General features: G+C 73.2%; 16 protein-coding genes. 8 read left to right on the top strand and 8 right to left on the bottom strand.

All coding sequences use genetic code 11. The annotated features are described in order from the left end of the window. Nucleotides 1–170: 170 nt before the first annotated feature. Nucleotides 171–1,250, bottom strand: coding sequence for a hypothetical protein (locus WME79_RS13955; protein WP_437535319.1), 1,080 nt, complete (start codon nt 1,248–1,250; stop codon nt 171–173). Between the two features lie 10 nt (nt 1,251–1,260). Then, entirely contained in the window at nt 1,261–4,098 is a 2,838-nt protein-coding gene (locus WME79_RS13960; protein ID WP_437535320.1) for a serine/threonine-protein kinase, read from the bottom strand. A gap of 142 nt (nt 4,099–4,240) precedes the next feature. Between WME79_RS13960 and WME79_RS13965 the strand changes: the two genes are divergently transcribed. Continuing rightward, nucleotides 4,241–5,797: a hypothetical protein gene (locus tag WME79_RS13965; RefSeq protein WP_437535321.1), complete on the top strand. Its 1,557-nt coding sequence runs from the start codon at nt 4,241–4,243 to the stop codon at nt 5,795–5,797. A gap of 87 nt (nt 5,798–5,884) precedes the next feature. Here the strand turns inward: WME79_RS13965 and WME79_RS13970 are convergent, their stop codons facing one another. From WME79_RS13970 to WME79_RS13985, 4 genes are all read right to left on the bottom strand, one after another. Beyond that, the gene (locus WME79_RS13970; RefSeq protein ID WP_437535322.1) at nt 5,885–7,072 is read right to left on the bottom strand and encodes a CaiB/BaiF CoA transferase family protein; all 1,188 of its coding nucleotides are present in this window, start codon (nt 7,070–7,072) and stop codon (nt 5,885–5,887) included. 211 nt (nt 7,073–7,283) lie between these two features. Continuing rightward, complete coding sequence (locus WME79_RS13975; protein WP_272103323.1) at nt 7,284–7,628, bottom strand: SCP2 sterol-binding domain-containing protein; 345 nt, start codon at nt 7,626–7,628, stop codon at nt 7,284–7,286. A 198-nt stretch (nt 7,629–7,826) separates the two neighbouring features. Beyond that, on the bottom strand, nt 7,827–8,984 hold the full coding sequence (locus WME79_RS13980) for an IMP dehydrogenase (protein ID WP_437535323.1): 1,158 nt from the start codon (nt 8,982–8,984) through the stop codon (nt 7,827–7,829). Nucleotides 8,985–9,177: 193 nt separating this feature from the next. After that, nucleotides 9,178–9,600 (bottom strand): biotin carboxylase N-terminal domain-containing protein, encoded by a 423-nt coding sequence (locus tag WME79_RS13985; protein WP_437535324.1) that lies wholly within the window; start codon nt 9,598–9,600, stop codon nt 9,178–9,180. Nucleotides 9,601–9,757: 157 nt separating this feature from the next. Between WME79_RS13985 and xseA the strand changes: the two genes are divergently transcribed. The 3 genes from xseA to WME79_RS14000 are packed head-to-tail and all read left to right on the top strand — an operon-like array spanning nt 9,758 to nt 14,641. Next, nucleotides 9,758–11,482, top strand: a complete 1,725-nt coding sequence (gene xseA / locus WME79_RS13990; protein WP_437535325.1) for an exodeoxyribonuclease VII large subunit — start codon at nt 9,758–9,760, stop codon at nt 11,480–11,482. Next, the gene (locus WME79_RS13995) at nt 11,469–12,455 is read left to right on the top strand and encodes a shikimate dehydrogenase family protein (RefSeq protein ID WP_437535326.1); all 987 of its coding nucleotides are present in this window, start codon (nt 11,469–11,471) and stop codon (nt 12,453–12,455) included. The genes xseA and WME79_RS13995 overlap by 14 nt, the downstream gene beginning before the upstream one ends. Further along, nucleotides 12,452–14,641 carry an amylo-alpha-1,6-glucosidase gene (locus WME79_RS14000; RefSeq protein WP_437535327.1) on the top strand — a complete coding sequence of 730 codons (2,190 nt, stop codon included), beginning with the start codon at nt 12,452–12,454 and terminating at the stop codon, nt 14,639–14,641. The genes WME79_RS13995 and WME79_RS14000 overlap by 4 nt, the downstream gene beginning before the upstream one ends. Before the next feature lie 32 nt (nt 14,642–14,673). Here WME79_RS14000 and WME79_RS14005 read toward each other — a convergent pair whose 3' ends face one another. Both WME79_RS14005 and WME79_RS14010 read right to left on the bottom strand, forming a co-directional pair. Continuing rightward, on the bottom strand, nt 14,674–15,597 hold the full coding sequence (locus WME79_RS14005) for a DUF4123 domain-containing protein (protein WP_437535328.1): 924 nt from the start codon (nt 15,595–15,597) through the stop codon (nt 14,674–14,676). A gap of 225 nt (nt 15,598–15,822) precedes the next feature. Further along, nucleotides 15,823–17,430 (bottom strand): oligosaccharide flippase family protein, encoded by a 1,608-nt coding sequence (locus WME79_RS14010; RefSeq protein ID WP_437535329.1) that lies wholly within the window; start codon nt 17,428–17,430, stop codon nt 15,823–15,825. Between the two features lie 86 nt (nt 17,431–17,516). On the opposite strand from WME79_RS14010, the gene WME79_RS14015 reads away from it, so the two are divergent. The 4 genes from WME79_RS14015 (at nt 17,517) to WME79_RS14030 (ending at nt 23,760) form a co-directional block, all read left to right on the top strand. Continuing rightward, nucleotides 17,517–18,818 (top strand): glycosyltransferase, encoded by a 1,302-nt coding sequence (locus tag WME79_RS14015; RefSeq protein WP_437535330.1) that lies wholly within the window; start codon nt 17,517–17,519, stop codon nt 18,816–18,818. 95 nt (nt 18,819–18,913) lie between these two features. Then, nucleotides 18,914–19,864, top strand: a complete 951-nt coding sequence (locus WME79_RS14020) for a glycosyltransferase family 2 protein (protein WP_437535331.1) — start codon at nt 18,914–18,916, stop codon at nt 19,862–19,864. Nucleotides 19,865–19,902: 38 nt separating this feature from the next. Continuing rightward, on the top strand, nt 19,903–20,628 hold the full coding sequence (locus WME79_RS14025) for a class I SAM-dependent methyltransferase (protein WP_437535332.1): 726 nt from the start codon (nt 19,903–19,905) through the stop codon (nt 20,626–20,628). A 294-nt stretch (nt 20,629–20,922) separates the two neighbouring features. Beyond that, nucleotides 20,923–23,760: a cation-translocating P-type ATPase gene (locus tag WME79_RS14030; RefSeq protein WP_437535333.1), complete on the top strand. Its 2,838-nt coding sequence runs from the start codon at nt 20,923–20,925 to the stop codon at nt 23,758–23,760. Nucleotides 23,761–23,785 lie beyond the last annotated feature (25 nt).

The raw sequence follows: 23,785 nt of genomic DNA on the forward strand, positions 1-23,785 counted from the left end.
CGCCGACGCCGAGAGCGGGGCGCATCTTCGTGCGCTACGGGCTCATCCGCGTCGTTCGGCTCGCTGCGGCGTACTTTCGTACGCCTCACTCGCCTGCCTAGCGGCTGAGCCCGTATCCCACGAATCTGCACCCCGCTCCAGACAGGTGCGGCCACCTCGCACGCCCGCTGTCAGCGGCCGCGCTTCGAGCGGCGGTTGTGGCCGGCGGCGAGCGCGCGGTAGTCGATCTCCGCGTGCGGCCGGCTCACGGCGGGGCGCAGATCGCTGCAGAGCCGCGTGAGCTCCGCGACCATCGCGCCGAGATCGCTCGCGCCCGCGGCCCTGCGCTGCGCGAGCTCGCCGTAGGCGGCCGCGAGGGATGCGATGCCCTTGCCGGAGACGTGCCCGCGGCGCGACAGATCGACGTAGCTCCGCGCGAGCGCGACGCTGTCGAAGTTGTGGGCGACGACCAGCGACTGCGCGACGCGGAGCACGGCGTGCGCCGCGATCCGGCCGTCCTCGTGGAGGACGAACGCCGCCTGCAGGTAGTTGTAGAAGGGGACGACCCGGTCGCCGAAGATCCGGAAATCCGAGGGAGAAGACTGGCGGTCGAGGTGGATCAGGATGCGCTCGACGACGGGGCCCTTCTCGACGTAGCTCGCGAACCGGATCGCATCGACGATGGTGTCGTCATAGGCGTGCCCGAGCCGCATCACCTCGCCGAGCTCCAGCGGGGTGACCCGGCCCTCGCAGACGTCCGCGTACAGCGAGTAGACGAACGCGTCGGCCTCGGCGTCGTCCCCGAGCAGCACCTCGCGGATCAGCGCGCCGCTCGGGTCGCGCTGATCCGCGAGCTCACAGCGCCGCTGGAGCAGCGCGGGCAGCTTGTAGCCGAGCTGCCCGCGCAGCGCGCGGAAGCGCAGCCGGAGGATGTTCTGCAGGTTGGGCTTCAGCGTCAGCGACGCCCAGCGCGCGCCGTCGAGCCGCAGCTTCTGCTCGATGCGGGAGCGGAGCTGCTCCGGGCTGCCCGAGAGGATGTGGGTCTCGACGCCCGCGCGGCCGAGCTCGCGCAGGAGCGACCCCGCGCCCGGCACGGTGCGCTTCTGATCCGGCCGCTCGATCGCGGTCCGCACGAGGTCGCGCAGCGTGTCGAAGTCGGTCCGAAGGTAGGTCTTGTCGAGGTCCCACCGCGCGATGAACGGCGCGCGCGGCGGCGGCGCCGCTGCGTTCGCCGGCGATCGGGGCCCTCGCGATCGTTCCTCGTCGTTCACCGTCTCTCGCTCAGCGCGCCATCCACTCGCGCCGCATCTTGTCGAGCGACTGCACAACGTCGCTGTCGGCGCCCTGCCGGGCGAGGTCCATCGCCTCGCGGAGGTACATCGACGCCTCGCCCGTGCGCTCGCGCTGGTGCGCCACGTGCGCGAGCGCGCCCAGGACGAGCGCGCGATCAGGCCCGCCTGGGCCGGCGAGGTCGAGCGCCTCGCGCAGCACGCCGTCGGCGTCGGTCAGATCGCCGGCGCGCGCGAGCGCCTCGCCGAGCTTCCGGCTGAAGATCAGGACGGCGCGCACCGGATCGTCGAGCTCGCCCCGGAAGATCTCCCGCCGCGCCAGATCGAGGCCGCGGCGCAGCGCGAGCACGCTGCCGGCGCTGTCCCCGCGCGCGGCGGAGCGGTCCGCCGCCTGCTCGAGGAGCATCAGCGCGACGAACGCGTTCTGCGCGTGGTAGGCGTGGATCGCCTGCACCTCGAGCGGCAGCGCGAGCGGGTCGCCCGCGCTGTCGAACGTCGCCTTGGCGTGCAGATCGCGCCGGACGCCGGCCGGGATCGTCGCGAGCGTCACGTCGCGGAGCAGCGGGTGCGCCGTGCGGATGCCGCTCGAGTGCTCCTCGATCATGCCCGCCGCCGCGAGCTTACCGAGCAGGTCGTCGAAGGCGCGGATGTCGGGGAGCAGGCGCTGCAGCGTGGACCGGTCCGCCGCGTCGCCGATGACGGCGAGCGCCTGCAGCGTGCGGCGCGCGTCCTGCGGCATCCGTTCGATCCGCGCGGCGACGAGGTCGGCCATTCGCGCGGGCGGATCGCTGCCCCCCTCGAGCGTGTAGCGGACCAGCTGGTCGATGTAGAGTGGCGGCACCGTGGCGGCATCGCCGCCGAGGACGGCCGGGCTCGCCGCGCTCGGCGGTAGCGCCAGCGGGGTTTGATCGGCGGCGCCGTCCGGCGGATCGCGCCGCGGCGACAGCCGCAGGCCGCCCACGCTCTGCGGCGTCTTGCGGGCGGCGCGGTGGTCCAGGCCCACGCTGCTGCGGAGGAGCGAGAGCGCGATGTCCTTCGGGAGGCCGCCGAGCGCGCGCACGGCGCCGCCCCACTCGGGCTCGAAGCCCGGGGTGTGGCTGGCGACGATGAGCAGCGCCGCGAGCGGCGGCTCCGCGATCACGTCGGCGAACGCGTTCCGGCTCGCGCCGTCGACGGCGTGCAGATCGTCGATCGCGAGCAGGACCCGGTGCGGGAAGGCGGTCTGCTGCGCGCGAGAGAGCGCCCAGCGCAGGGCCTCCGCGGCGATGAAGCGGCGATCGTCGGGCGACAGGCCCCCCGCCGTCGGCTTGTTCCACGCGTGCCTGCGCACGTCGCTCCCGCGGTCGCCCTTGCCGAAGATCTCGAGCAGCCCGCGCCGCGCCTCCGGCGTCGCGCCGTTCCAGTTCGACGCGTTGCCGCCGTCGGGTGGGAGCTCGGCGAGCCCGGCGATCGCCCAGCGGAGCGCGTAGTAGCCGACCTCTGCGCCCCACGGGTCCGGGCCGGTCTGGATGACGATGTCGCCCCGGCTCGCGGCCACGTCGAGGAACTCGCGGAGGAGCCGGGTCTTGCCGACGCCGTGCTCGCCGACGATGCGCGCGGCGACGACCGAGCCCTCGACGTCGGCAAGGCAGGTGTCGAGCCACGCGAGGTCGTCCTCGCGCGCCGCGAACGGGAGCGGGAGCGGGGGGGCCGAGGGGGCGCGATCGCGCCGGGCGGCCTGGGGCGCCGCGCGCGGCGCAGGGGCGGGCGAGTGCGCCTGCGCGATCCTGGCGCCGCATTCGCCGCAGAACTTCTGGCCGCGCGGCACGATGGCCCGGCACGAGCCGCAGATGACCGTCGCGTCGGCGAACGAGAAGCGCCCCGAGGGGGTGTCGAACGTCCCGAGCGCCGCGCGCAGCGCCGCCGCGAACTCGTCCGCCGACTGGTAGCGGCGCGCGGCGTCCTTTTCGAGCGCCCGCAGCGTGACCTCGACGAGCGGCTCGGGGATCTCGCGCTCCGGCGCGAGCAGGGCGGGATCGGGCGGCGGCAAGGAGAGGTGCATCAGCACCACCTGCGTCGGCGATTCCGCCTCGAACGGGAGCCGGCCGGTGAGCAGCTGGAACAGGATGACGCCGCACGCGTAGAGGTCGCTCCGCGCGTCGATCGGATCGCCGCGCCCCTGCTCCGGGGCCATGTAGTCCGGGGTCCCGCAGACGATGCCGGGGCTCGTGATGTTCGTCGTCGCGACCTCCCCCTTCAGCTTCGCGAGGCCGAAGTCGACGACCTTCACGAAGTCGCCGCCCGAGCGCATCGGCTCGAGCACGATGTTCTCGGGCTTGAGATCGCGGTGGATGATGCCGAGGTGGTGCGCCTCGGCGAGCGCCGCGAGCACCTGGCAGAGGATGTCGACGATGCGGCGGAACGGGAGCGGGCCGTCCTCGTAGACGACGCGGGCGAGGTCGCGCCCGCGCAGGAACTCCATGACGAGGTAGAGCTGCCCGCCGTTCTTACCGAAGTCGATGACCCCGACCGAGTTCGGGTGGTTGAGGCGGCTCGCGGCGCGCGCCTCGGTGATGAACCGGACCGACGCGCTCTCGTCGCCGAGCAGGTGGGGGTGGATGATCTTGACGGCCACGGTGCGCCCCAGGGCCTTCTGCTCGGCCCTGTACACGCGGCCCATGCCGCCCACCCCGACGAGCTCCAGGATCACGTAGTTGCCCGGGAGCGTCGTCCCGATCAGCGGATCATCGGACGTCCGGTTGAACTCCGAGATCGGGAAGCCGCACACCGGGCAGAATTTGTGCGCCTGCTCGCACGGATTCGCGCATTGCGGGCAGACCACTGTGGACACGCGCGGGACCTTACCACGTTCGGGATAGCGATTGGAGTCGAGGTCTCCCTACGGCCCGCGGGAGCGCCGTCTGGAGGGGGCGGGGGGGCTCGTCCAGCCGTCTGTTAGGTCCTGGATCCTTCTTGGGGTAACCTCGGGCGCGATGGTTACGCCTCGCCTACGTCTCGGTCAGCTCCTGGTCGACGCGCGGATGATCACCCAGGACGCCCTCGAGAGGACCCTGGAGCAGCAGCGCACGGATGGCCGGCGGCTGGGGACGCTCCTTGTCGAGCAAGGGCTCATCAACGAAACCCAGCTGACGCAGATCCTGTCGCACCAGCTCGCTGTTCCCTGGGTGTCGCTCCTGCACATCGAGTTCTCGCGGCAGCTGCTCAACCTCGTCCCGCACGACGTGGCCGAGCGTTACTGCCTCGTCCCGATCTACGTTCGCCACGTCCGCAACCAGGGCGAGACGCTGTACGTCGCGATGGACGATCCGACGAACGAGGACGGCATGAAGGAGTGCATGGCGTTCTCCGGCCTGCCCGTGCGCGCGATGATCGCTCCGCCGAGCGACATCCGGAACGCGATCCGGGTCTATTACGGAGCGCGCGCCCGCTCGGCGCCGCCGCCCGCGCCCGCGAAGCAGGCCCAGGTGAGCGAGCCGCAGCCGCAGTCGCGGGCGCGCCCCGCCGACCCGCCGCCTTCGTCCGAGCTCTCCGCAGCACCCGAGACCGCGCGCCACGCGGAGGATACGCCGCTGACGCCATCGACGCCGGAGCCCTTGCTGCTCACCAGGCCCGCAGTGCGATCCGGGGCGCGGCTGGTCGAGGATTCGGGGCCGGCGATCGAGACCTCCGACGTCGACCCCTCCGACGTGGGTGTCATGGATGACGAGCTGGCGTGGGAACCGCCTCGCCCCGCGGCCAGAGAAGTCCGCAGCTCCCCGGAGGAGCGGCAGATCCGCGGCCGCCCGGACGAGCGCTCGCGGCCGACGTTGAAGGTCGCGCCGACGCCCGAGCTGCTCGCGGCGGCGCAGGCAGCGCGATCCGCGCAGCCCGCGCAAGCTGCGCAGGCAGCGCAGGCGCCGTCCTCGCAGGCAGCGCAGGCGCCGTCCTCGCAGGCGGCGCAGCCGGAGCGCCGGAAGACGCTGCGCCCGAGCACCGCGCCGGGGCCCGTCGCGGTGTCCGCCGGCGACGCGGCGCCGACCATGGACGGGGCACCGACGTCGAGCACGCCGGCCGCGGCCCTCCTCGGCGCCGTGCTCGGACGCGCCAGCGCTGCGGCGCGCACCGTCCCGGAGAGCGTGCCCGACTACGGCGACGAGCCCCCGAGCGAGCGCGAGGTGCGCAACATCCCCGCGCCGCAAGGCCGCGGTCGCCGACGGATGGTCTCGCTCACGCTCCTCGACGGGACGACGCTCACGCTCCCCGCGCGCGGGTCCAAATCCCAGCAGCAGCAGCAGCAGCGGAAAGAAGCCCCGTCCCCCCGCGCCACCTCGCAGTCGGAGCTGCCTCCTCCTCCCACGGCGGATGATTCGGGCCTCACTGCGCGCGATCTCGTCTCCGCGCTGCGCGCGGTGTCTCACGGCGCCGACGCGAGCGAGATCCTCGGCAACAACGTGCGCTGGGAGGCGATGTTCGCCGCGCTCCTGTCGCTGATGCTCAAGAAGCACCTCATCGCCGACTGGGAGTTCGTCGACGAGCTGAAGAAGATCTGACGCGAAGCAGGAGCGTCGGCCGCCGTTCGCGAGCGCGCCGCGCGCATCCTTCGGTACGGCGCGCGGCGCGCTCGCGAACGGCGGCCGTCAGCGCGCCTCCCGCGCCGCGCCAGCGCGGATCAGCGCATCGATGTCCGCTTCCGAGAAGCCCGCGTCGCGGAGCACGGCGCGCGTGTGCTCGCCGGCGCGAGGCGCCGGCGCGAACGCGACGCCCGCCGGCGTGACCGGCGTCCTGAGCTGGGGGATCCGGCCGCGCGGCGAGGCGATCTCGAACAGGAGATCGCGCGAGGCGAGGTGGGGATCCGCCGCGGCGCTCCGCGGATCGAGGACCGGCTCCAGGCAGCAGTCGCGCTCGGCGGCGAGGGTTTCCCACTCGGCGCGCGTCCTCTCCCGAACGACGGCGGCCAGCTTGCGCTTGAGCTCGGCCTGGTGGGGCCCGGGGACGAGCGCGCTCGGGTCGGGATCGAGCCCGGCGCCCTCGCAGAACGAGGCCCAGAACTTCGGTTCCAGCGCGGCGAGGGCCATCGCGTGCCCGTCCTTCGAGAGGTAGGTGTTGTACGGCGCGAGCCCGCCGGTGAGCGGCTCGCCGCCCGCCGGGCGCGCCGTCTCCCCGGCGGCTTCTCCGCCGCTCGCGAGCGCGGCGGCGAGCGTGGGAAGGGCGAAGCCGAGCACGCCGTCGGTCATGGCGATGTCGAGCACCGCGCCCTGCCCGGTCCGCTCCCGCTCGCGCAGCGCAGCGAGGATGGCGATCACGCACCACATCCCGCCGCTCATGTCGGCCACCTGGAAGCCCGGTACCTGCGGCGGCCCCTCGGCGGGCCCCTGCGCGCCGAGGATCCCCGCGCGCGCGACGTAGTTCAGATCGTGCCCCGCGCGCGCCGCCAGGGCGCCCGTCTGACCGTAGCCGGTCAGCGCGCAGACGATGAGCCGCGGGTTGTCCGCGCGCAGCGCCGCGTGACCGAGCCCGAGCCGATCGAGCACCCCCGGGCGGAACTGGTCGAAGAGCACGTCGTAGCTGGCGACGAGCCGGCGGAAGGCGTCGCGACCCTCAGGCGTCTTCAGGTCGAGCAGGGCGCTTCGCTTGCCGCGGTTCAAGAGCTGGAACGCCGCGGATTCTCCGGCGATCTGCGGGGGGAGCTGACGCAGGAAGTCCCCGCCGGCGACGTCCTCGATCCTGTCCACCGTCGCGCCGAGATCCGCGAGCACGAGGGTCGCGAAGGGGCCTGGCAAGAGCCTCGATAGATCGAGGATGCGCGTGTCGGTGAGCGGGCGCACGGCGGCTTTCCTGTCGTTGCGCGAGATCCGTCGAGGGATCGAGCGATCGAGGAATGATTGAGCGAAGGGGGCGCCGCGCGCAGAAGGCACCCGAGGTTGGCTGGGGCGGACGCAAGGGCTGCGATCCACCAGCGAGCCGTTCGTCTGCGCGCGCTGCGCGCGCCGCGCGCCGCGGCGCAGGTGGGCTCGCCGGATCTCCGCCGGCGCCGGATCAGCCCGCGTTGAGCTGGAACAGCTTCGGGAGCTTCATCGCCAGCATCTGGTTGCCGGTGACCTTCAGCTTGCCCGCGAAGAAGAGCTGCATCGAGTTGGCCTGCGGGTTCTCGTGCAGCTTCTGGAAATCCTCGCTGGTGAGCGAGATCGTGACATCCGCGTTGCCAGGGTTGCCCGAGGAGAGCTTGGGCCCGCTGTCGGACAGGTCGATCAGCCACTCGCCGCCGCCCTCGCCCGTCACGTTGATCTGGTACTTCCCGCCGATCTGCTTGGCCGCGTCGGTGTGCTTCGCCAGCGCAGCGGGCAGCTCCTCGTTGAACAGTTTCTGGATATCGACGGCCATGGATCGCCTCCGGATGTCGTGTGGGACGTGGTGACTCGAAATCGCCTGGTACCGAGCGCGGTTTACCCGTGCCAGCGCGCGGGAGTCAAGCGAAGCACGATGCCCGCGCGCGGGCTCGTCGCTCCGTCAGGCCAACCCTGGCGCGCTGTCTCGTCGACCCATCAGGCCAACCCTGTGGTTGGGTTCACGGTGGATGCGTCATGCGCGCGCGCGCGGCGCCTGCGCGGCGGGCCGGGGCGCCTTGTCCAGCGCGGATCGGATCGGGACCATCAGCAGGCGATCGATGGCGACGCGCTGATCGGCGGGCGGCGGGCTCTCCGGTATGCCCTGCATCAGCCGCAGGTCACGGAGCGCGCCGCGATCGAGCGGGCCGAGCGATGCCCCCAGCCCGTCGAGCGCCGGCGTCATCGCGGGGAGCAGGCAGACGAGGGAGAGCTCGTTGGTACCCTGGCGTACCCACGTTCCCTGGTACACGGCGATCGCCTGCCCGAGCGCCTCCTGGAACACGAACGCGCGCCACTCGAGCGGCGCCGTCAGATCGAAGACGCGGCCGCCAGCGCGGAGCTCCCGGCTGTCGAGGCCGAGGGCGGCGCCGCGCGCGTCCGTCAGGACGAAGCGCTCCAGGCACCCAGGAGAGCGCAGCGTGAGCTCCTCGAGGAGCGCGGCGAGCGCCGCGGGGCTGAGCGAGATCGGCTCGCCGTCCGGGCCGATCGCCTCGAGCCCGACCTCGTCGGAGCCCACGACGGACGCGTGGTCGAGGAGCGCGGCGAAGGTGCGCCGCGAGGGGCCGTCGAAGCCGGCCCCGATGGAGGACATCCCGGCGCTGGAGCTGAGCAGGGCGACGATGCGATCCCGGCGCGGCGTCGCGAGGAGCGTGACGCCGAACCGCTCGCGGGTGGTGAGCAGCACGTGCTGCGCAGCGCTGCCTTGGCCTCGAAGGAGCAGCTGATCGCCCTCGAGGCTCAGCCCGCGCCGGCTCACCTGCGGAGGGGGCGGGAACTGCCGCCGTCCCCGCGCGAGCAGCGCGACCGCCGCCGTCACGAGGGCGACCGGCAACAGCGCACGGAGCATCAGGCCGCGCGCGGTCACGACCAGCACGAGCGCGGCCAGGAAGAGCGGGATCGCCCAGCGCCGCCGAGTGTCCGTGCCCCCCGCCGGCGTCACGTCGGGAGCGGTCGCGTCGAACCACCGGGCCCGTGGGGAAGGCGTCACGGCGGCGTCGCTCGCCGGCTCGCCCGCGCGCTGCGTCGCCGGCCTGCCTGTCGCAGAGGGCGGCTCGTGGGCTCGGACCTCGATCGGCGGGAGCATCGCGACGGACCCAAGCGGGTCCTTCTGGCCCTTCGCCTCGCGTCCCATCGCACCTCCACCCCGATCGAAAGTTGGCGGTAGAATAGCATTGACCGAGGCCGGAGCGAGGGGACTTTGGGACAACGCGCTGCGTAGGGGGTTGCGCGTTGTTGATGACCCGATCTGTTACGACCGGTTACGACCGGTTACGACCTGCCGAGGACGTCCCCGGCGGGTCGTGGATGGTGTGCGCTGCGACGTGTCACGCCGCGTTGCAGAACGCGCATGCCAGTGATCGCCCTCCCATGGGCGCGGCTGCAGCAAGGGGCGCCCTGGTGAGGGCGGCTGGCTCCTGCGAGGGCATCAACGGCGATCCCTCCTCGGCAACGAGGAACCCGACGAGGTCCGCTCGCATGCTTCCTCGAACTCGCGGTTTTCCGTACCCGAGATGGATAGCGCCCGCCGCGGAACGCCTGGTGACATGGCGGATCCGGTCGAAGCGGAGGTAGCCCTCTGCCGTAGGCGCGGGGCCGATGGCGTACGACGCGCTCGCGAGGGGGACATGGAGGTTGTCGCTGTTCGCGTCGCTGCAGACGGCGATGCCCTGGAGGCCGGCCTCATGCAGCGATCGCAGGACTTGGACAGCGATCTCGCCGCGGTTCGGGAGGAGGACCTTGCGGATCACGGGCCGGCCCTCTCACACGAAATCACCTCCGCGAACGGCACGTCGCTCCGCCGCTCCGCGCCGAGCCTCGCCGCGCGCCCGACGGCGGGCTCGCCTGACGCGGGATCAGGCCCGCGAGAGTCTTTCCACAGGCCGAGCAAAAGGGTACGTCTGCCCTGTGCAGCGCCGCGATATCCCGCCCGAGCTCTCGTTCGCGGCCCTTCCCGTCGCCGAGCCTCGCGAGCTCACGAGCCCGCCGCCCTCGCGTCGCCAGCGGGGCGCCGAGCCGGAGGTGGTCTCGGTCGCGGAGCTGGATCGCCGGCTGAAGCGGATCCTCGAGGGGTCGACCGCGGACGTACGCGTCGAGGGCGAGATCTCGGGCCTGCGCGTCGTGGGCAGCGGCCACGCCTACTTCACGCTCAAGGACGAGAGCGAAGAGGCGGCCATCGACTGCGTGATGTACAGGACCGCGGCGCCGCGCGCGCGGAAGCTGCTCGCCGACGGCGCGCGCGTCGTGCTCACCGGCCGCGCCACGGTCTACGTGCCTCGGGGCCGGCTCCAGTTCTCCGCGGACGACGCGCGCCTCGCCGGCCGCGGCGCGCTCCTCGAGGCGCTCTTCCGACTCAAGGAGAAGCTCGCCGCCGAGGGGCTGTTCGCGCCGGAGCGCAAGCGCAAGCTGCCCGTCGATCCGCAGATCATCGGCGTCGTCACGAGCGGCGACGGCGCGGCGATCCACGACATCGTGACCGTCGCGTTCCGCCGCGGCGGCGCACGGCTGATCCTCGCGCGCACGCCGGTGCAGGGCGCCGGCGCAGGGCAGCGGATCGTGCGCGCGATCGCGCTGCTCGAGGAGTTTCCGGGCATCGAGGTGATCATCGTGGGGCGCGGGGGCGGCTCGGCCGACGACCTCAGCGCGTTCAACGAGGAGATCGTCGTCCGGAAGGTCGCGGCCGCGCGCGTGCCGATCGTGAGCGCCGTCGGGCACGAGATCGACGTCGCGCTGACCGACCTCGCCGCCGACGCGCGCGCCGCGACGCCCTCGCAGGCTGCAGAGATGCTCGTCGCGGACGCGGCCGCGCGGCGCGCGGCGCTGGAGCACCTCGAGGCCCGCATGCGCCGCGCGATCGCCCACCGGCTCCGGGGCGCTCGGGCCGATCTCGACCGGCAGCGCGCCCGGCTCGGCTCGCCCGCGCAGATCCTGGCGGAGCCGCAGCAGCGGATCGACGACGCCATGGCGAGGCTGAGGCGCCGCATGGAACGCATCCTCGTCGAGGACCGCGCCGGGCTCCAGCGCCTCGAGCGGAGGCTCGCCGCGCGCCACCCGCGCGCGGTGCTCGCGGGCGCCCGCGGGGCGCTCAGGCCGCTGTCGGTGCGCCTCGCCGCCGCCGCGCACCGCCACGTCGCCCTCCTGCGGGAGGGCTTCGCGGGCGACGTGGCCCGGCTCGAGGCGATGTCGCCGCTCCGCGTGCTCGCGCGCGGCTACGCCATCGCGACGGACGCGTCGGGTCGCGCGGTCCGCGATCACCGCGAGGTCGCGCCGGGAGATCCGATCGCGGTGCGCGTGCACCACGGCGCGCTGCTCGCGCGGGTCGTCGTCACCGCAGGTCCGGACGAGCCGCTCGTCGAGGGCCACGCGCCCGCGCCGGCCGCGGCGGCTGCGTCGGCCGCGGCGGCGCCTGCGCCGCCTGCGCGTCAGGGCGGCGGCCCGCGCGCCGCGTCCGGCCGCGCGCCGAGGCGCAAGAGGACGCAGCCCGGCGCTCCCGCGTGCGAGCAGCTCGGGCTCGGCTTCGCGGCCGACGAGCATGCCCCGACCCTCGGTCACGCGGGCGCAGTCGGCCAGGTCTCGGTGGGGCAGGGCGGCGCGGAGGCCGGCCCTGAGGAGAGGCACCATGTCGAACGCTGAGCGGCGAATGTTCGGTCTTGTGGGGCACCCGGTGGGCCACTCGGTCTCGCCGGCGATGCACTCGGCCGCGTTTCGGGCGCACCACCTGCCGCACATCTACAGCGCTTTCGACGTGCCCACCGGCGCGGAGCTCGCGCGCTTCGTCAGCGACATCCGGAGCGGCCTTATCGCCGGCGCGAACGTCACGATCCCGCACAAGCGCGCGATCATGTCGATGGTCGACGACGTGGACGCGAGCGCGGCCGACGTCGGCGTCGCGAACGTCCTCTGCGCGACCGAGTCGCGGCGCGTCACGGCGTACAACACCGACGTGGTCGCGCTCCGCGACGAGCTCGCGCTGCTCCTGGGATCCGCCCCGCCCCGCGGGGACGATCCGGAGGGGCCGTACGGCGCGCGCTCGAGCCCGCGCCAGCGCGCGGTGATCATCGGCGCGGGCGGCGCGGCGTTCGCGGCGATCGCCGCGTGCAAGATGCTCGGCTATCACCTCATCAGCGTGACCACCCGCTCGTGGACCAGCACCGAGGAGATGCTCGAGTCGCCCGCGGGGCAGCGCGCGTCCGAGCTCGGCGCGCTCACCGCGCCCTGGCCGATCCCGACCGACAGGTCGATCAGCAGCAAGTCCTCCGTGGCGCTGCGGCTCAACTGGAGCGAGTTCACCGTCGCCGCCGACCTGATCATCCAGGCCACGAGCGCCGGCATGCTCGGGGGACCGCCCGGGGAGGAGGTCACGAGCATCATCCCGTGGGACGCGCTCTCGCCGAGCGTGTGCCTCTACGACCTCGTCTACAACCCCCCGGTGACGCCCTTCCTCCGGGTGGCGCGCGAGAGAGGGCTCCGCGCCGCAGGCGGGCTCGGGATGCTGGTCGGCCAGGCGGCGCAGTCCTTCACGCTCTGGACCGGCCTCCCGGCGCCGGTCGAGGTGATGCGCGCCGCCGCCGAGGATTCGCTCAGGAAGGCAACCGGCGGTCGATGAGTTCGGACGGATCCCGGCGGAATTCCCCGACCCACGACGCGCTGTCGTCCACGCCCGCGGCGCCCCGCGGCCAGGGCGCCGCGCTGGAGCACGCCTCGCCGTGGCCGCACGTCGACGTGCGGGGCCAGTTCTCGATCGCGCGCAAGGAGTGGCTGCACACGAACGGCGCGGGGGCCTACGCGAGCTCGACGATCGCCGGCATGCACACCCGCCGCTACCACGGCCTGCTCGTCGCGGCCCTCGACCCTCCGCGGCGCCGGCACGTCATGCTCTCGCACGTCGACGTCTGCGTCCGCCCGGTCCGGCAGCAGGGCGCGCCGTCCGAGCGCCGCACCTTGTGGCCGCGCTGGGACCTCGCCAAGCACCAGTTCCCGGGCATCGATCCGGAGAGCAGCTCGTTCTACCTCGAGCGCTTCGATCAGGATCCGCTCCCGCGCTGGGCGTACGCCGTCCCAGGCGGCGAGCTCGAGGTGACGCTCGGCCTCGTGCGCGGCGAGAACGCCGCCGTCCTCCGTTATTCCTGGAGCGGGGCGGATCCGGTGATGCTGACGCTGCGCCCGCTCCTCGCCGCCCGCCACATTCACCAGCTGCTCCGCGAGAACGGCGGGATCTCCCAGAAGGTCGAGCTGCGCGCAGGGGCGGCGCGCGGCGAGCCCGGCTCGGGGCGGGACCGCCCCGTGATGGGCGAGGTCCGGGTGCAGCCGAACCGCGCGCTGCCGAGGATCTGCTTCCGCTACCAGGGCACGTTCGTCGGCTCGCAGGACTGGTGGCGACGCTTCGAGTACCTCGGCGAGCAGGATCGGGGCCTCGACTTCCTCGAGGATCTCTGGACGCCGGGCCATTTCGAGACGGTGATCGGCCCCGAGCCCGTTCACTTGCTCGTCGCGGTGGGCGCGCTGCCGGACGACGAGCCGGAGAACCTCCTCGCGGCGGCGAGCGCGGCGATCCGCGCCGAGGACCCCGGGCCCCGGCGCCCGCTCCTGGAGCGGAAGCTCTCCATCGCGGCCGAGGCGTTCCGCGCCGACGCGGCCGCGCGGCCCGGCGTCATCGCGGGCTACCCCTGGTTCGAGGTGTGGGGCCGCGACGCGCTCATCTCCCTGCCCGGCCTCTACCTCGTGCCGCGCAAGACCGAGGCCGCGATCCGCGTCCTCCGCGCGATGATCGACGCCATGCAGGACGGCCTCGTGCCGAACCGGCTCCCCGACGCGGGCGAGGCCGCGGACTTCCACGCGGCCGACGCGACCCTCTGGCTGTTCGAGGCGGCTCGCCTGCTCGCGGACGCGGTCGGCGACACGCACCCGTTCGTGACGGGCGAGCTGCTCGGCGCGCTCCGCGATGCCTTCGAGGCCGCCGTGCGCGGGACCCGGAACGGGATCCACGTCACGGCCGACGGCCTCTTCGCCGCCGGGCGCCTCGGCGAGGGCGCCATCGACGGGCTCACGTGGATGGACGCGCGCGTCGCGGGCCGCGCGGTGACCCCGCGCGCCGGTTGCCCGGTGGAGCTCACGGCGCTGTGGGCGAAGGGCTCGGAGACGCTCGCGCGCCTCGCGCGGGCCGCCGGCGACGACCGCCTCGCGCGGCGGGCGGAGGCGGCCGCGAGCGCGGCGCGCCAGGGCTTCGCCGCCCGCTTCTGGTGCGAGGAGACCGGCTACCCGTACGACGTCATCTCGGAGCACGCGGAGGGGGAGGGCGCGTTCCGCGACGCGTCGATCCGCCCCAACGCGCTGATCGCCGTCGCCGTGGATCCCGCCTGCTTCACGCCGGAGCGGGCCGCGTCGCTGCTGGATCGGGTCCGCCTGGAGCTCGTGACCCCCGCCGGCGTGCGCACGCTCTCGCCGGCCGATCCGGCCTACACGCCCCGGTACCAGGGGAGCCCGGAGGCGCGCGACAGCGCCTACCACCAGGGCACGGCCTGGCCGTTCCTGCTCGGGTTCTACGCGCGCGCCGCCCGGCGCTTCTCCACGCTCGGCGAGCACGTGATCCCGCTGCTGCATCGGCTCGCGGCCTCCGCGGCCGCGAACGAGATCGCGCTCGGCCAGGTGCCCGAGGTCGCCTCCGGCGAGCCGCCGCACCACCCTGGTGGCAGCTTCGCGCAGGCCTTCAGCGTGGCAGAGCTCCTGCGCATCATCGCCTGGGATCTGCCGGCCCAGGACCCAGGCAGCGCCGCGGGCGCGCCGCTGCGCTGATCCACGCCGGCCCGCGGGGCCGGCGCGCGCCTTCAGCCTTCGCGTTCCAGCGCCGACTCCTCGCGCAGCGCCTTGCCGCCCCGGGCGGTGAAGCGGAGCAGCTTCCCCGGATCCTCAGCTTCCATGGCGAAGGCCTCGACCTCCTCGAACAGCGCCTCGATCTTTCGAGGTCCGCACGTGGGCAAGAAGCCGCGGAGCACGCGTGGGTCGTAGAACCGGAAATACTGCTGCTTGCCTGTCCCACTCTCGACCAGGAGAAATCGGCGGAGGTGCTTCCGCACGTCGCCGAACGGGCGATCGCTCGTCAGGAAGACGCCCCAGCAGTCGCCCCAGCCTCCGTTGACCAGCGCGTCGAGCAGCCTGGACCCGTGCGGGAGGTGCACGAGCGTGGGGCCGACGTCCGCGAGGATCTCGCCCTGGAAGCCGGTGTAGAGCGAGGCGGTCTGCTCGCCTGCTTCGCCGAGCAGCAGCCGGATGCGCGGGTCGCGGGCGGCGTCGACCACCGCGAAGAGGGGCGAGCGCTCCTGCCGGAGCCGCGCCCGCGCCGACGCGGCGAACGGCGCCCCGGTCGCGAGCGCCGCGGTCCTGCGCGCGCGGCGCGAGGGCGGCGCGGGCTCGGTCGGCGCGTAGCGGCGGTTCAGCTCGCGGCGCACCACCGCGAAGAGGGTCCCCCCCGCGCGGATCTCGTCGCCGTCCCGGAGCGACACCTCGCGCGCCCGCTCTCGGTTGACCTGCGTCCCGTTGCGGCTCCCCAGGTCGCGGAGGAGGTAGCTGCCGTCGATCTGCTCCACCGAGAAATGCAGCGCAGAGAGCTCACCGTCGCTCGTGATCGAGAGATCCGACTCAGGCGCGCGGCCGACGAGCAGCGGACGGTCGCCAGGGATACGCGCCGTCTGCCCGGCCAGGGGGCCCGAGATGACCCGGAGGACGAGCCCTGCTTCCTGGTCTTCGCTCATGGTCGTCTCCATCGCACAAGGCGCCGATGAGGCCGGCAAGTAAGCCTAGAACACCGATCGGCGGGAAATCCACCCGAAGGCGGGCGCCACGTTGGCGACGACCGGACGACTGTCAATCTTTTCCGCCTTCCAGGCGAGGGCCCTTTGAAGCAGCGCGCGCGGATTCCACGCCGGCAGCCCTCGTTCGCCGCCCGAGACAGCGAGGGTGCGACGCGCGCGGATGCGTCAGCCGTGCCGGCTGCGCAGCGGTTCGAGGCGCAGCCAGCGCGCCACGAACGCCCGGTCCTCGGGAGCGAGCACGCCGGTGACCCGCGCGGCCACGAGGTAGAGCCCCGCGTAGAGCGGGGCGCAGAGCGCGAGGCAGAGCGCGGGGCGCCTGTCGGTCGCGCCGGTGAGAAGGAACGCGGCGAGCGGCGCCGCGGCCACGATCGCGGTGGCCGCGACGCGCCCGTAATGGCTCCACGGGAAGACGCCGCGGAGACCGACGCCCGAGAAGCGAGCGATGCAGGCCACCGTCGCGGTGATCACGAGCACCTGGGTCAGGACGGCCGAGAGCGGCGCGCCAACCATGCCGATCGTGGGCAGGAGGACCAGGTTTGCCGCGGCGTTGAACACCATCGATAGCACCTGGATCCGCAGGATGAACGACGTCTTCCCGAACGCCATCAGCATGATCGCGTACGCGGTCACGCGCAGCGGCAGGAGCGCGGAGTAGATGCGGAACGGCACGGCGGCGCCGGCGTAGGCGTCGCCGTAGATGGTGCGCATGAGCGGCTCGGCGAAGAGGAGGAGGAACGCCGCGACCGGGAGCATGATCAGCGTCGTCTTGCGGACGCCCGAGTGCCACAGCTCGATCGCCGCCCTCGCGCCCTCCGCGGGCGTCCGCCCGTTCTCGACGCGGGCGACGAGGTCGGGGAGCATCGTCGATGCGACGGAGTAGGCGAGGACGCCTACGAGCGGGAGCTCCTGCGAGCCGACGGAGAACTCGGCGTACAGGCCGGCGCTGAAGAACAGGCCGATGACGAACTTGTCGAGCTTCTGGTTGAAGAGGCCGGCGAAGCGCGTCACCGAGAGCGGGAGCGCGTAAGCGAGCTGCGCCCTGACGCCGCCGGGGAACGGGGCCGCGGCGACGTCCTGGAACAGCCGCGCGTAGAGCCGGTACGAGAGCCCGAGCCGGAGGGCCTGCGCCGCGCACTGGGCGGCCACGATCCAGGCGATCGAGCACCCGAGCGCCGCGGGGACGATCGCGCCCGCGGCGCTCGAGAGCGTGACGATCAGCGCGACCCCCGCCGACTTGCGGTGGTTGTTCGTCGCGATGAAGAGCGGGCCGAACACGCTCGCCGGGTAGGAGATCACGCTCATGAGGCCGATGAGCAGGAGGAGCTGCGTGACGCCCTCGCGGCCATCGAGGAAGACGCTGGGGACCAGGGCGAACACCGAGAAGGCCAGCGCGGAGAGCGCCCCGAGGCCGACCAGGAGCAGCATGCTCTGGCGCACCAGCCCGCGGAGCTCGGCGCGGGTGACCTTGGGCGCGAAATAAAGGAACGACTCCGGGAGGTAGAGCTGCGCGAGATCGCGCCCCGTCATGAACAGCATCGTCGCGAACGCGAGCACGCCGTACTCGGCCTTGCCGAGCAGCCGCACCACGACGACGCCCTGCACGAGGACGATCAGCGTGTTCACGAACTGCCCGCCGACGATCATCCCGATCCGGTCGGCCAGCGACGTGCTCTGCGCCTCGCCCGGGCGCGGCGCTTCCCTGGCAGCCGGCGCGACCTCCGGGGCCCGTGAGGGCGCGCTCGGCTCGACCGGGGCGGGCTGCTCGTCCTGCATGGCGGCTCGGTAGCACATGCGCGGGCAGGAGCGGCCTCCCGAGGCGAGCGCGCGGCGCCTGGGTCGGCCGTGATATAGGCGCGGCCATGAGGCGCGCGCTCCTCGTGAGCTACTACTTTCCACCGCGGTTCAGCGTCGGCGGTAAGCGCGCGTACCGCTTCGCAAAATTTCTACCCGAGCATGGCTGGGCAGCGACGGTGTTGACCGCGAGGCCGCCCCCAGGGGAGCGGCTGGATCCGTCGTTCGCGGAGGGCTCGCTGCCTGCGGGCGACGTGCGCCGCGATTACCTCTCCGAGGCCGAGCTTGCGCGTATGCCGCGCCGGGTGCTCGGCTCGGACGGCACCCAGGAGGCGCCGACCGAGGCCGCGCCGCCGATCGCGCGCCGCAGAGGCCTCGCGCGCCTCGCCGCCGAGGTCCGTTACGTCCCGGTGATCGGACCGAACACGGGGCGCGTCCCGGCCCTGGCGGTCCGCATCGCGCGCCTCGCCCGCGAGGTCGGCGCCGAGGTGATCTTCGCGAGCGGGGCGCCGTGGGAGACCGTGCTCGCGGGCGTGCTGGCCGGGAGGGCCATCGGCCGACCCGTCGTCGTCGACTTCCGCGATCCGTGGTCGTTCGGCCCGGTGATGGCGACGCGGCCCGCGTGGAGCCGCGCGGCCGCGGCGCTCGTCGAGCGGGCCGTGGTGGGCGCCGCCGCGGCCTTCACGGTGACGTCTGAGATGACCCGCGACGCCTACGCCGAGCGGGGGATCGCGCGCCGCGTCGAGTGCATCCGGACGGGCTTCGATCCGGACGCGGCGGTCGCCTCCCAGCGCGGCGAGGTGGTGACGCTCGTGCACTTCGGCAACTGCTACAGCGAGCGCACCCTCGCGCCGTTCGTCCGGGCGCTCGCGGCCGTCGCGCGCCGAAGGTCGCTCGGCCCGGGCGCGATCCGGCTGCTCAACCTGGGGCGCGTCGCGAAGAGCGACCTCCGCCTCGCCGAGGAGCTCGGGGTGTCGCGGCTCTTCGAGCACCGCACGGTGCTCCCGTACGCCGAGGGGCTCGGCCTCGTCGCGGGCGCCGACCTGGCGCTGCTCACCGGCTTCGGCGACGAGCCCCACCTCTTGCCGGGCAAGCTCTACGACTACCTCCTCGCGCGCGCGCCCATCCTCGCGGTCTCGCCGTCCCCCGAGGTCGCGCGCATCCTCGACGCGACCCGCCTCGGCTGGACGCACGCGGCCGGCGACGCCGCGGCGATCGAGCGCCGCATCGAGGACGCGCTCGACGCGCGCGCGGCCGGTCGGCCGCTCGTCGAGCCCGATCCCGCGGCGCTCTCCGCGCTGAGCGCGCGCGCCAGCGCGGGGGTGCTGGCGCGCCTCTTCGAGCACGTCGCGGCGAGCCGCGGGGGCTGACGCCGCGCCCGGCGCGCGCGCCGACGCCGCTCCCCGGGCGGCGCCCGCTCGACATCCTTGCCTGCGCGGCGGCCCCCGTGGCATGCGAGCCCGCGATGCCTGACCATCTTCTCCAGGATCGAGCGGGGCTCCCCGAGGCCGAGCGCGCCCTTCAGGAGGCGTGGCGCGCGAAGTACGCGCCCGAGGTGAAGGAGCTCATCGTGCGGCGCGAGGTCCAGTCGCCGAAGCTCACGCTGATCGTCATCTCGTACAAGGCGAAGGACTACCTGATCGAGTGCCTCCAGCACGCGCGCGGCCAGACGGCTGCGCTCGACGTGCCGTTCGAGATCCTGCTCGCGGACAGCGGCGGCATCGAGCACCTGCGGCCGCGCTCGGCCCCGCTCGTCGACGTCGAGCTGCGCCTCACCGACGGCATCCCGCTGAACGCCGCGCGCAACGCCGCCATCGCCTGGGCGCGGGGCGAGTACGTCGCCTTCATCGACGACGACGGGCTCATCGCGCCGACGTTCGTCGAGGTCGTCTGCCGCGTCTTCCAGGACGCCCGCATCGCGGCGATGCGCGGCCGGATCATCCCCAAGGAGCACCCCTATTTCTGCACGCTCGCGGGGCACTACGACCGCGGCGACGACGTTGTCGACGACGTCCTCGCGACCGAGGGGCACATGGCGATCCGGCGCGGCATCTACCTCTCGACCGGGGGCTTTCCCGATCAGTTCTACGGCGCCGAGGGGGTCTACCTCGTCTACCGGATCGCCAAGGACTTCCCCGATCTGCGGGTCGTCTACGTGCCCGATCTCCTGATGCGGCACGACTACTTCGACAGCTGGGAGAACTTCATCTGGAAGACGCGCAAGTACCGGCGCATCCGGCGCGAGGTGGGCGGCATGGAGCCGGACCCGGAGTTCCTGCGCTACCTCGACGCGTACCTCGCGCGGCGGAAGCCGCATCGCCGGCTCACGGTGGAGCAAACGGTGGCGCTCGGGCTGCTCAAGGCGGTGCGCTGGGGCGTCCAGCGCCTGCCGGCGTGGGCCGTGGGGCAGCCGTGACAGCGCGGGCAGGCGGCGCAGGGGAGGGAGGCGGACCGATGGCTGAAGAGGGCGGCTTCGAGCGGGATCTCGCGGCGATCAACCGGCACTACACCGAGCGCTTCCTGCCCGGGAACCCCTGGGCGAGCCTGCTCAACGCCCACCCGTACCTCGTCGCGCGGCAGCGGCAGCGCCGCCTGCGCGAGGCGCTCGTCGCGTGCGGCGTGCGCACGCCCGAGGCGCTGCGCGAGATGTCGGTGCTCGACGTGGGCTGCGGGTCGGGATCCAACCTGGCCTGGCTGGTCGAGCTCGGCGCGGATCCGACGCGCCTCACCGGCATCGATCTCGTCGCGCAGCGCACCGAAGCGGCGCGCTCGCGCTTCGCTGGCATCCGCTTCGTCGCGGGCGACTTCCTGACGGCCGACGTCGGGGGCCCGTTCGATGTGGTGATGATGTTCGCCGTCCTGTCGTCGGTGACCAACGCGGAGCTCAAGCGAGGCCTCATGGACAAGGCGCTCCGCCTGCTCCGGCCGGGCGGCATCTTCTTCTTTTACGATCTCGTGTCGCGGCGGCCCGTCCCCGGCACCGCCGACTACCAGCGCCTCACGTTCGCGGAGCTCGAGGGGTATTTCGCCCCCCGCACGCTGCACATCGTTCGCAGGGACATCCTCCGGCGCGACGTCGCCGACCGGCTCGTGCAGCGCTTCGGCGTGACCGTGGCCGAGCTCGTCCAGGCGACGCGGCTGCTCAACATCGACGGCACCTTCGCCTACGCGCGCGGGTAGGCAGGCACCAGCAAGCGCCGCGAGCCCGCGCCCCTCTCTGACGTGTCGCCGGACGGGCGGGGAGAGCGTTATGGGGCAAAATTCCCCGCCGGGGTGAAAAGGTCCCGCCGACAGCCTGCCCGCGCGAGCCGCCCAGGGTGCTGAACAGCCCGGTTACGCTCTGGCGCGGTCTGGCATGAGACGTGCCGAAAGACGGGGGAACCGCGCGCCAGCCACGTGAAGACCACGTGATGAGCAGCCACAGCCGGTCGGATCAGCGCGCACAGCGCGGCTGCCACCGCAGGAGATGACTCCATGTCCCAACGCGTCCTCACCCCGTCGGCCGCGATCGCCTGGCACAGCCTGCCTGCCCCCGATGTGCTCTTCAAGATCGAGAGCGCCGAGGCCGGCCTCGCGGGCGACGAGGCCGCCCGGCGGCTCAAGGATGTCGGGCCCAACGTGATCCAGCGCGCGAAGGGCGACGGCCCGCTCAAGCTGCTCTTCCGTCAGATCAACGATCCGCTCATCTACGTGCTGCTCGCGTCGGCGGCCCTCGCGATGGCCATGGGCGAGGCGATCGACGGCGCGGTCGTGCTGGCGGTCGTGGTGCTCAACACGGCGATCGGCTTCGTCCAGGAGCTCCGCGCGGGCAAGGCGATCGAGGCGCTCGTCGACATGGTGCCCCAGACGGCCACGGTCGTGCGCGGCGGCCAGCGGAGCGTGATCCCCGCCGCCGACGTGGTCCCCGGCGACGTGGTGGTGCTCGACGCCGGCGACAAGGTCCCCGCCGACGCCCGGCTGCTCTCGGTGAAGAACCTCCACGTGGACGAGTCGGCGCTCACCGGGGAGTCGGTGCCATCGGACAAACATATCGCGGCGGTCTCCGAGGACGCCGGCGTCGGCGACCGCAAGAACCTCGCCTTCGGCGGGACGCTCGTGACCAGCGGCGCGGCCACCGCGGTGGTCGTCGCCACGGGCGCCGCGACCGAGCTCGGCCGCATCTCCTCGATGCTCCACGAGGCGACCGAGATCGAGACGCCGCTCACGCGCTCGATGGCCAAGGTCGGCCGCGTGCTGACCATCGCGATCGTCGCGGTCGCGCTGCTCATCGTCGGGGTCGCGCTGCTCCGGGGCTACCCGCCGGTCGACGCGATGCTCGCGGGGATCTCGCTCGCGGTCGCCGCGATCCCGGAGGGGCTGCCCGCGATCATCACCATCTCGCTCGCCATCGGCGTGCAGCGGATGGCGCGGCGCCGCGCGGTGATCCGGAAGCTGCCCGCGGTCGAGACGCTGGGCAGCACGGGCGTCATCTGCTCGGACAAGACCGGAACGCTGACGCGGAACGAGATGACGGTCCGGGCCCTGTGGACGCCCGCCGCCGGCGCGCAAGGGGAGGCGGCGTTCGAGCAGGCCGGAGCGGCGCTCGAGGTGACCGGCGTCGGCTACGCGCCCGAAGGCGAGCTCCGCCGCGATGGCGCGCCGGTCGGCGAGGTGCCCGACGCGGTGCGCGCGCTGCTCCGCGCGGGGCTGCTCTGCAACGACGCCCGCATGACGCGCGAGGGGGACGCCTGCGGCATCGAGGGCGACCCGACCGAGGGCGCGCTCGTCGTCGCGGCCCAGAAGCTCGGCGTGGACGTCGAGGGGACGCGGCGGGAGCACCCCCGCGTCGATGTCGTCCCGTTCTCGTCGGAGCGGCAGCTCATGGCGACGCTCCACGAGGTCCCCGGCGGGGACCGGGTGATCTTCATGAAGGGGGCGCCCGAGGCGGTGCTCGGCCGCGCCGCGATCGGCGAGGCGGGGCGGGCCCAGGTGATGGCGCAGGTCGAGGCGATGGCGGCGCAGGGCATGCGCGTGCTCGCCGTGGCGTCGCGGCCGGCGGGCCGCGACGCGGCCTCGCTCGACGAGGAGCACCTCCCGGAGGGGTTCGAGCTCCTCGGCCTGGAGGGGATGATCGACCCGCCGCGGCCCGAGGCGATCGACGCGATCAAGGCGTGCCACGCGGCCGGGATCACCGTGAAGATGATCACGGGCGACCACCTGGCGACCGCGCGGGCGATCGGCGGGCAGCTCGGGCTCGTGCGCGACGGGGCGCGCGCGATGAACGGCACGGAGCTCTCGCGGCTCTCGGAGGACGAGCTGCGCGCGGCGGCGACGTCCACGCACGTGTTCGCGCGCGTCGCGCCGGAGCACAAGCTCCGCCTGGTGAAGGCGCTGCAGGCCGAGGGGAAGGTCGTCGCGATGACCGGCGACGGCGTGAACGACGCGCCGGCGCTCAAGCAAGCGGACATCGGCGTGGCCATGGGGATCACGGGGACCGCGGTGTCGAAGGAGTCCGCCGACGTCGTCCTGACGGACGACAACTTTGCGAGCATCCGGTCGGCGGTCGAGGAGGGGCGCCGCGTCTATGACAACCTGGTCAAGTCGCTCGCGTTCGTCCTGCCGACGAACCTGGGCGAAGCGCTGATCCTGCTCGTGGCGGTGATGAGCTTCCCGATCGTCGGGGGCGCGCCGCTCATGCCGATCACGGCCGTCCAGATCCTCTGGGTCAACCTGGTGGCCACGGTGGCGCTCTCCCTGCCGCTCGCGTTCGAGGCGATGGAGAAGGACGTGATGAGCCGCCCGCCGCGGGATCCCGGCGAGCCGATCCTGAGCCGGTTCGTGCTCGTGCGCACGGCGATCGTCGCGGTCCTCATGACGGCCGGGGCGATCGGGCTGTTCTTTTACGAGTACTTCACGGAGGTGCGCGGCGGCGTCGTCTCGGAGATCGCCTACCGCGAGGCCCAGACCGCGGCGGTCACGACGGTCGTGCTGTTCCAGATCTTCTACGTGCTCAACTGCCGGTCGCTGCGCGATTCGATGCTGAAGATCGGGCTGTTCTCGAATCCCTGGGTGTACGTCGGGATCGGCGCGCTGCTCGCGCTGCAGCTCTGCTTCGTCTATGCGCCGTTCATGCACACGCTGTTCGGCTCGGCGCCGCTCTCGCTCGACGCGTGGGTGAAGTCGACGCTGGTGGCGATGTCGATCCTGCCGGTGATGAGCGTCGAGCGGTGGTGGCGCACACGCAGGGCGCGGCGCTCGGCGGAGCGCGAGCGTAGGTCCGACCCGTCCGACGTGGGCGGCGTCGCGGGCGCGATGGCGAACCGCGGCGCCTAGGTATCGTAATCGTAAGTAGTGAGGA

Origin of the sequence: Sorangium sp. So ce726 (genome assembly GCF_051521405.1) — a bacterium.
GTDB lineage: Bacteria > Myxococcota_A > Polyangia > Polyangiales > Polyangiaceae > Sorangium.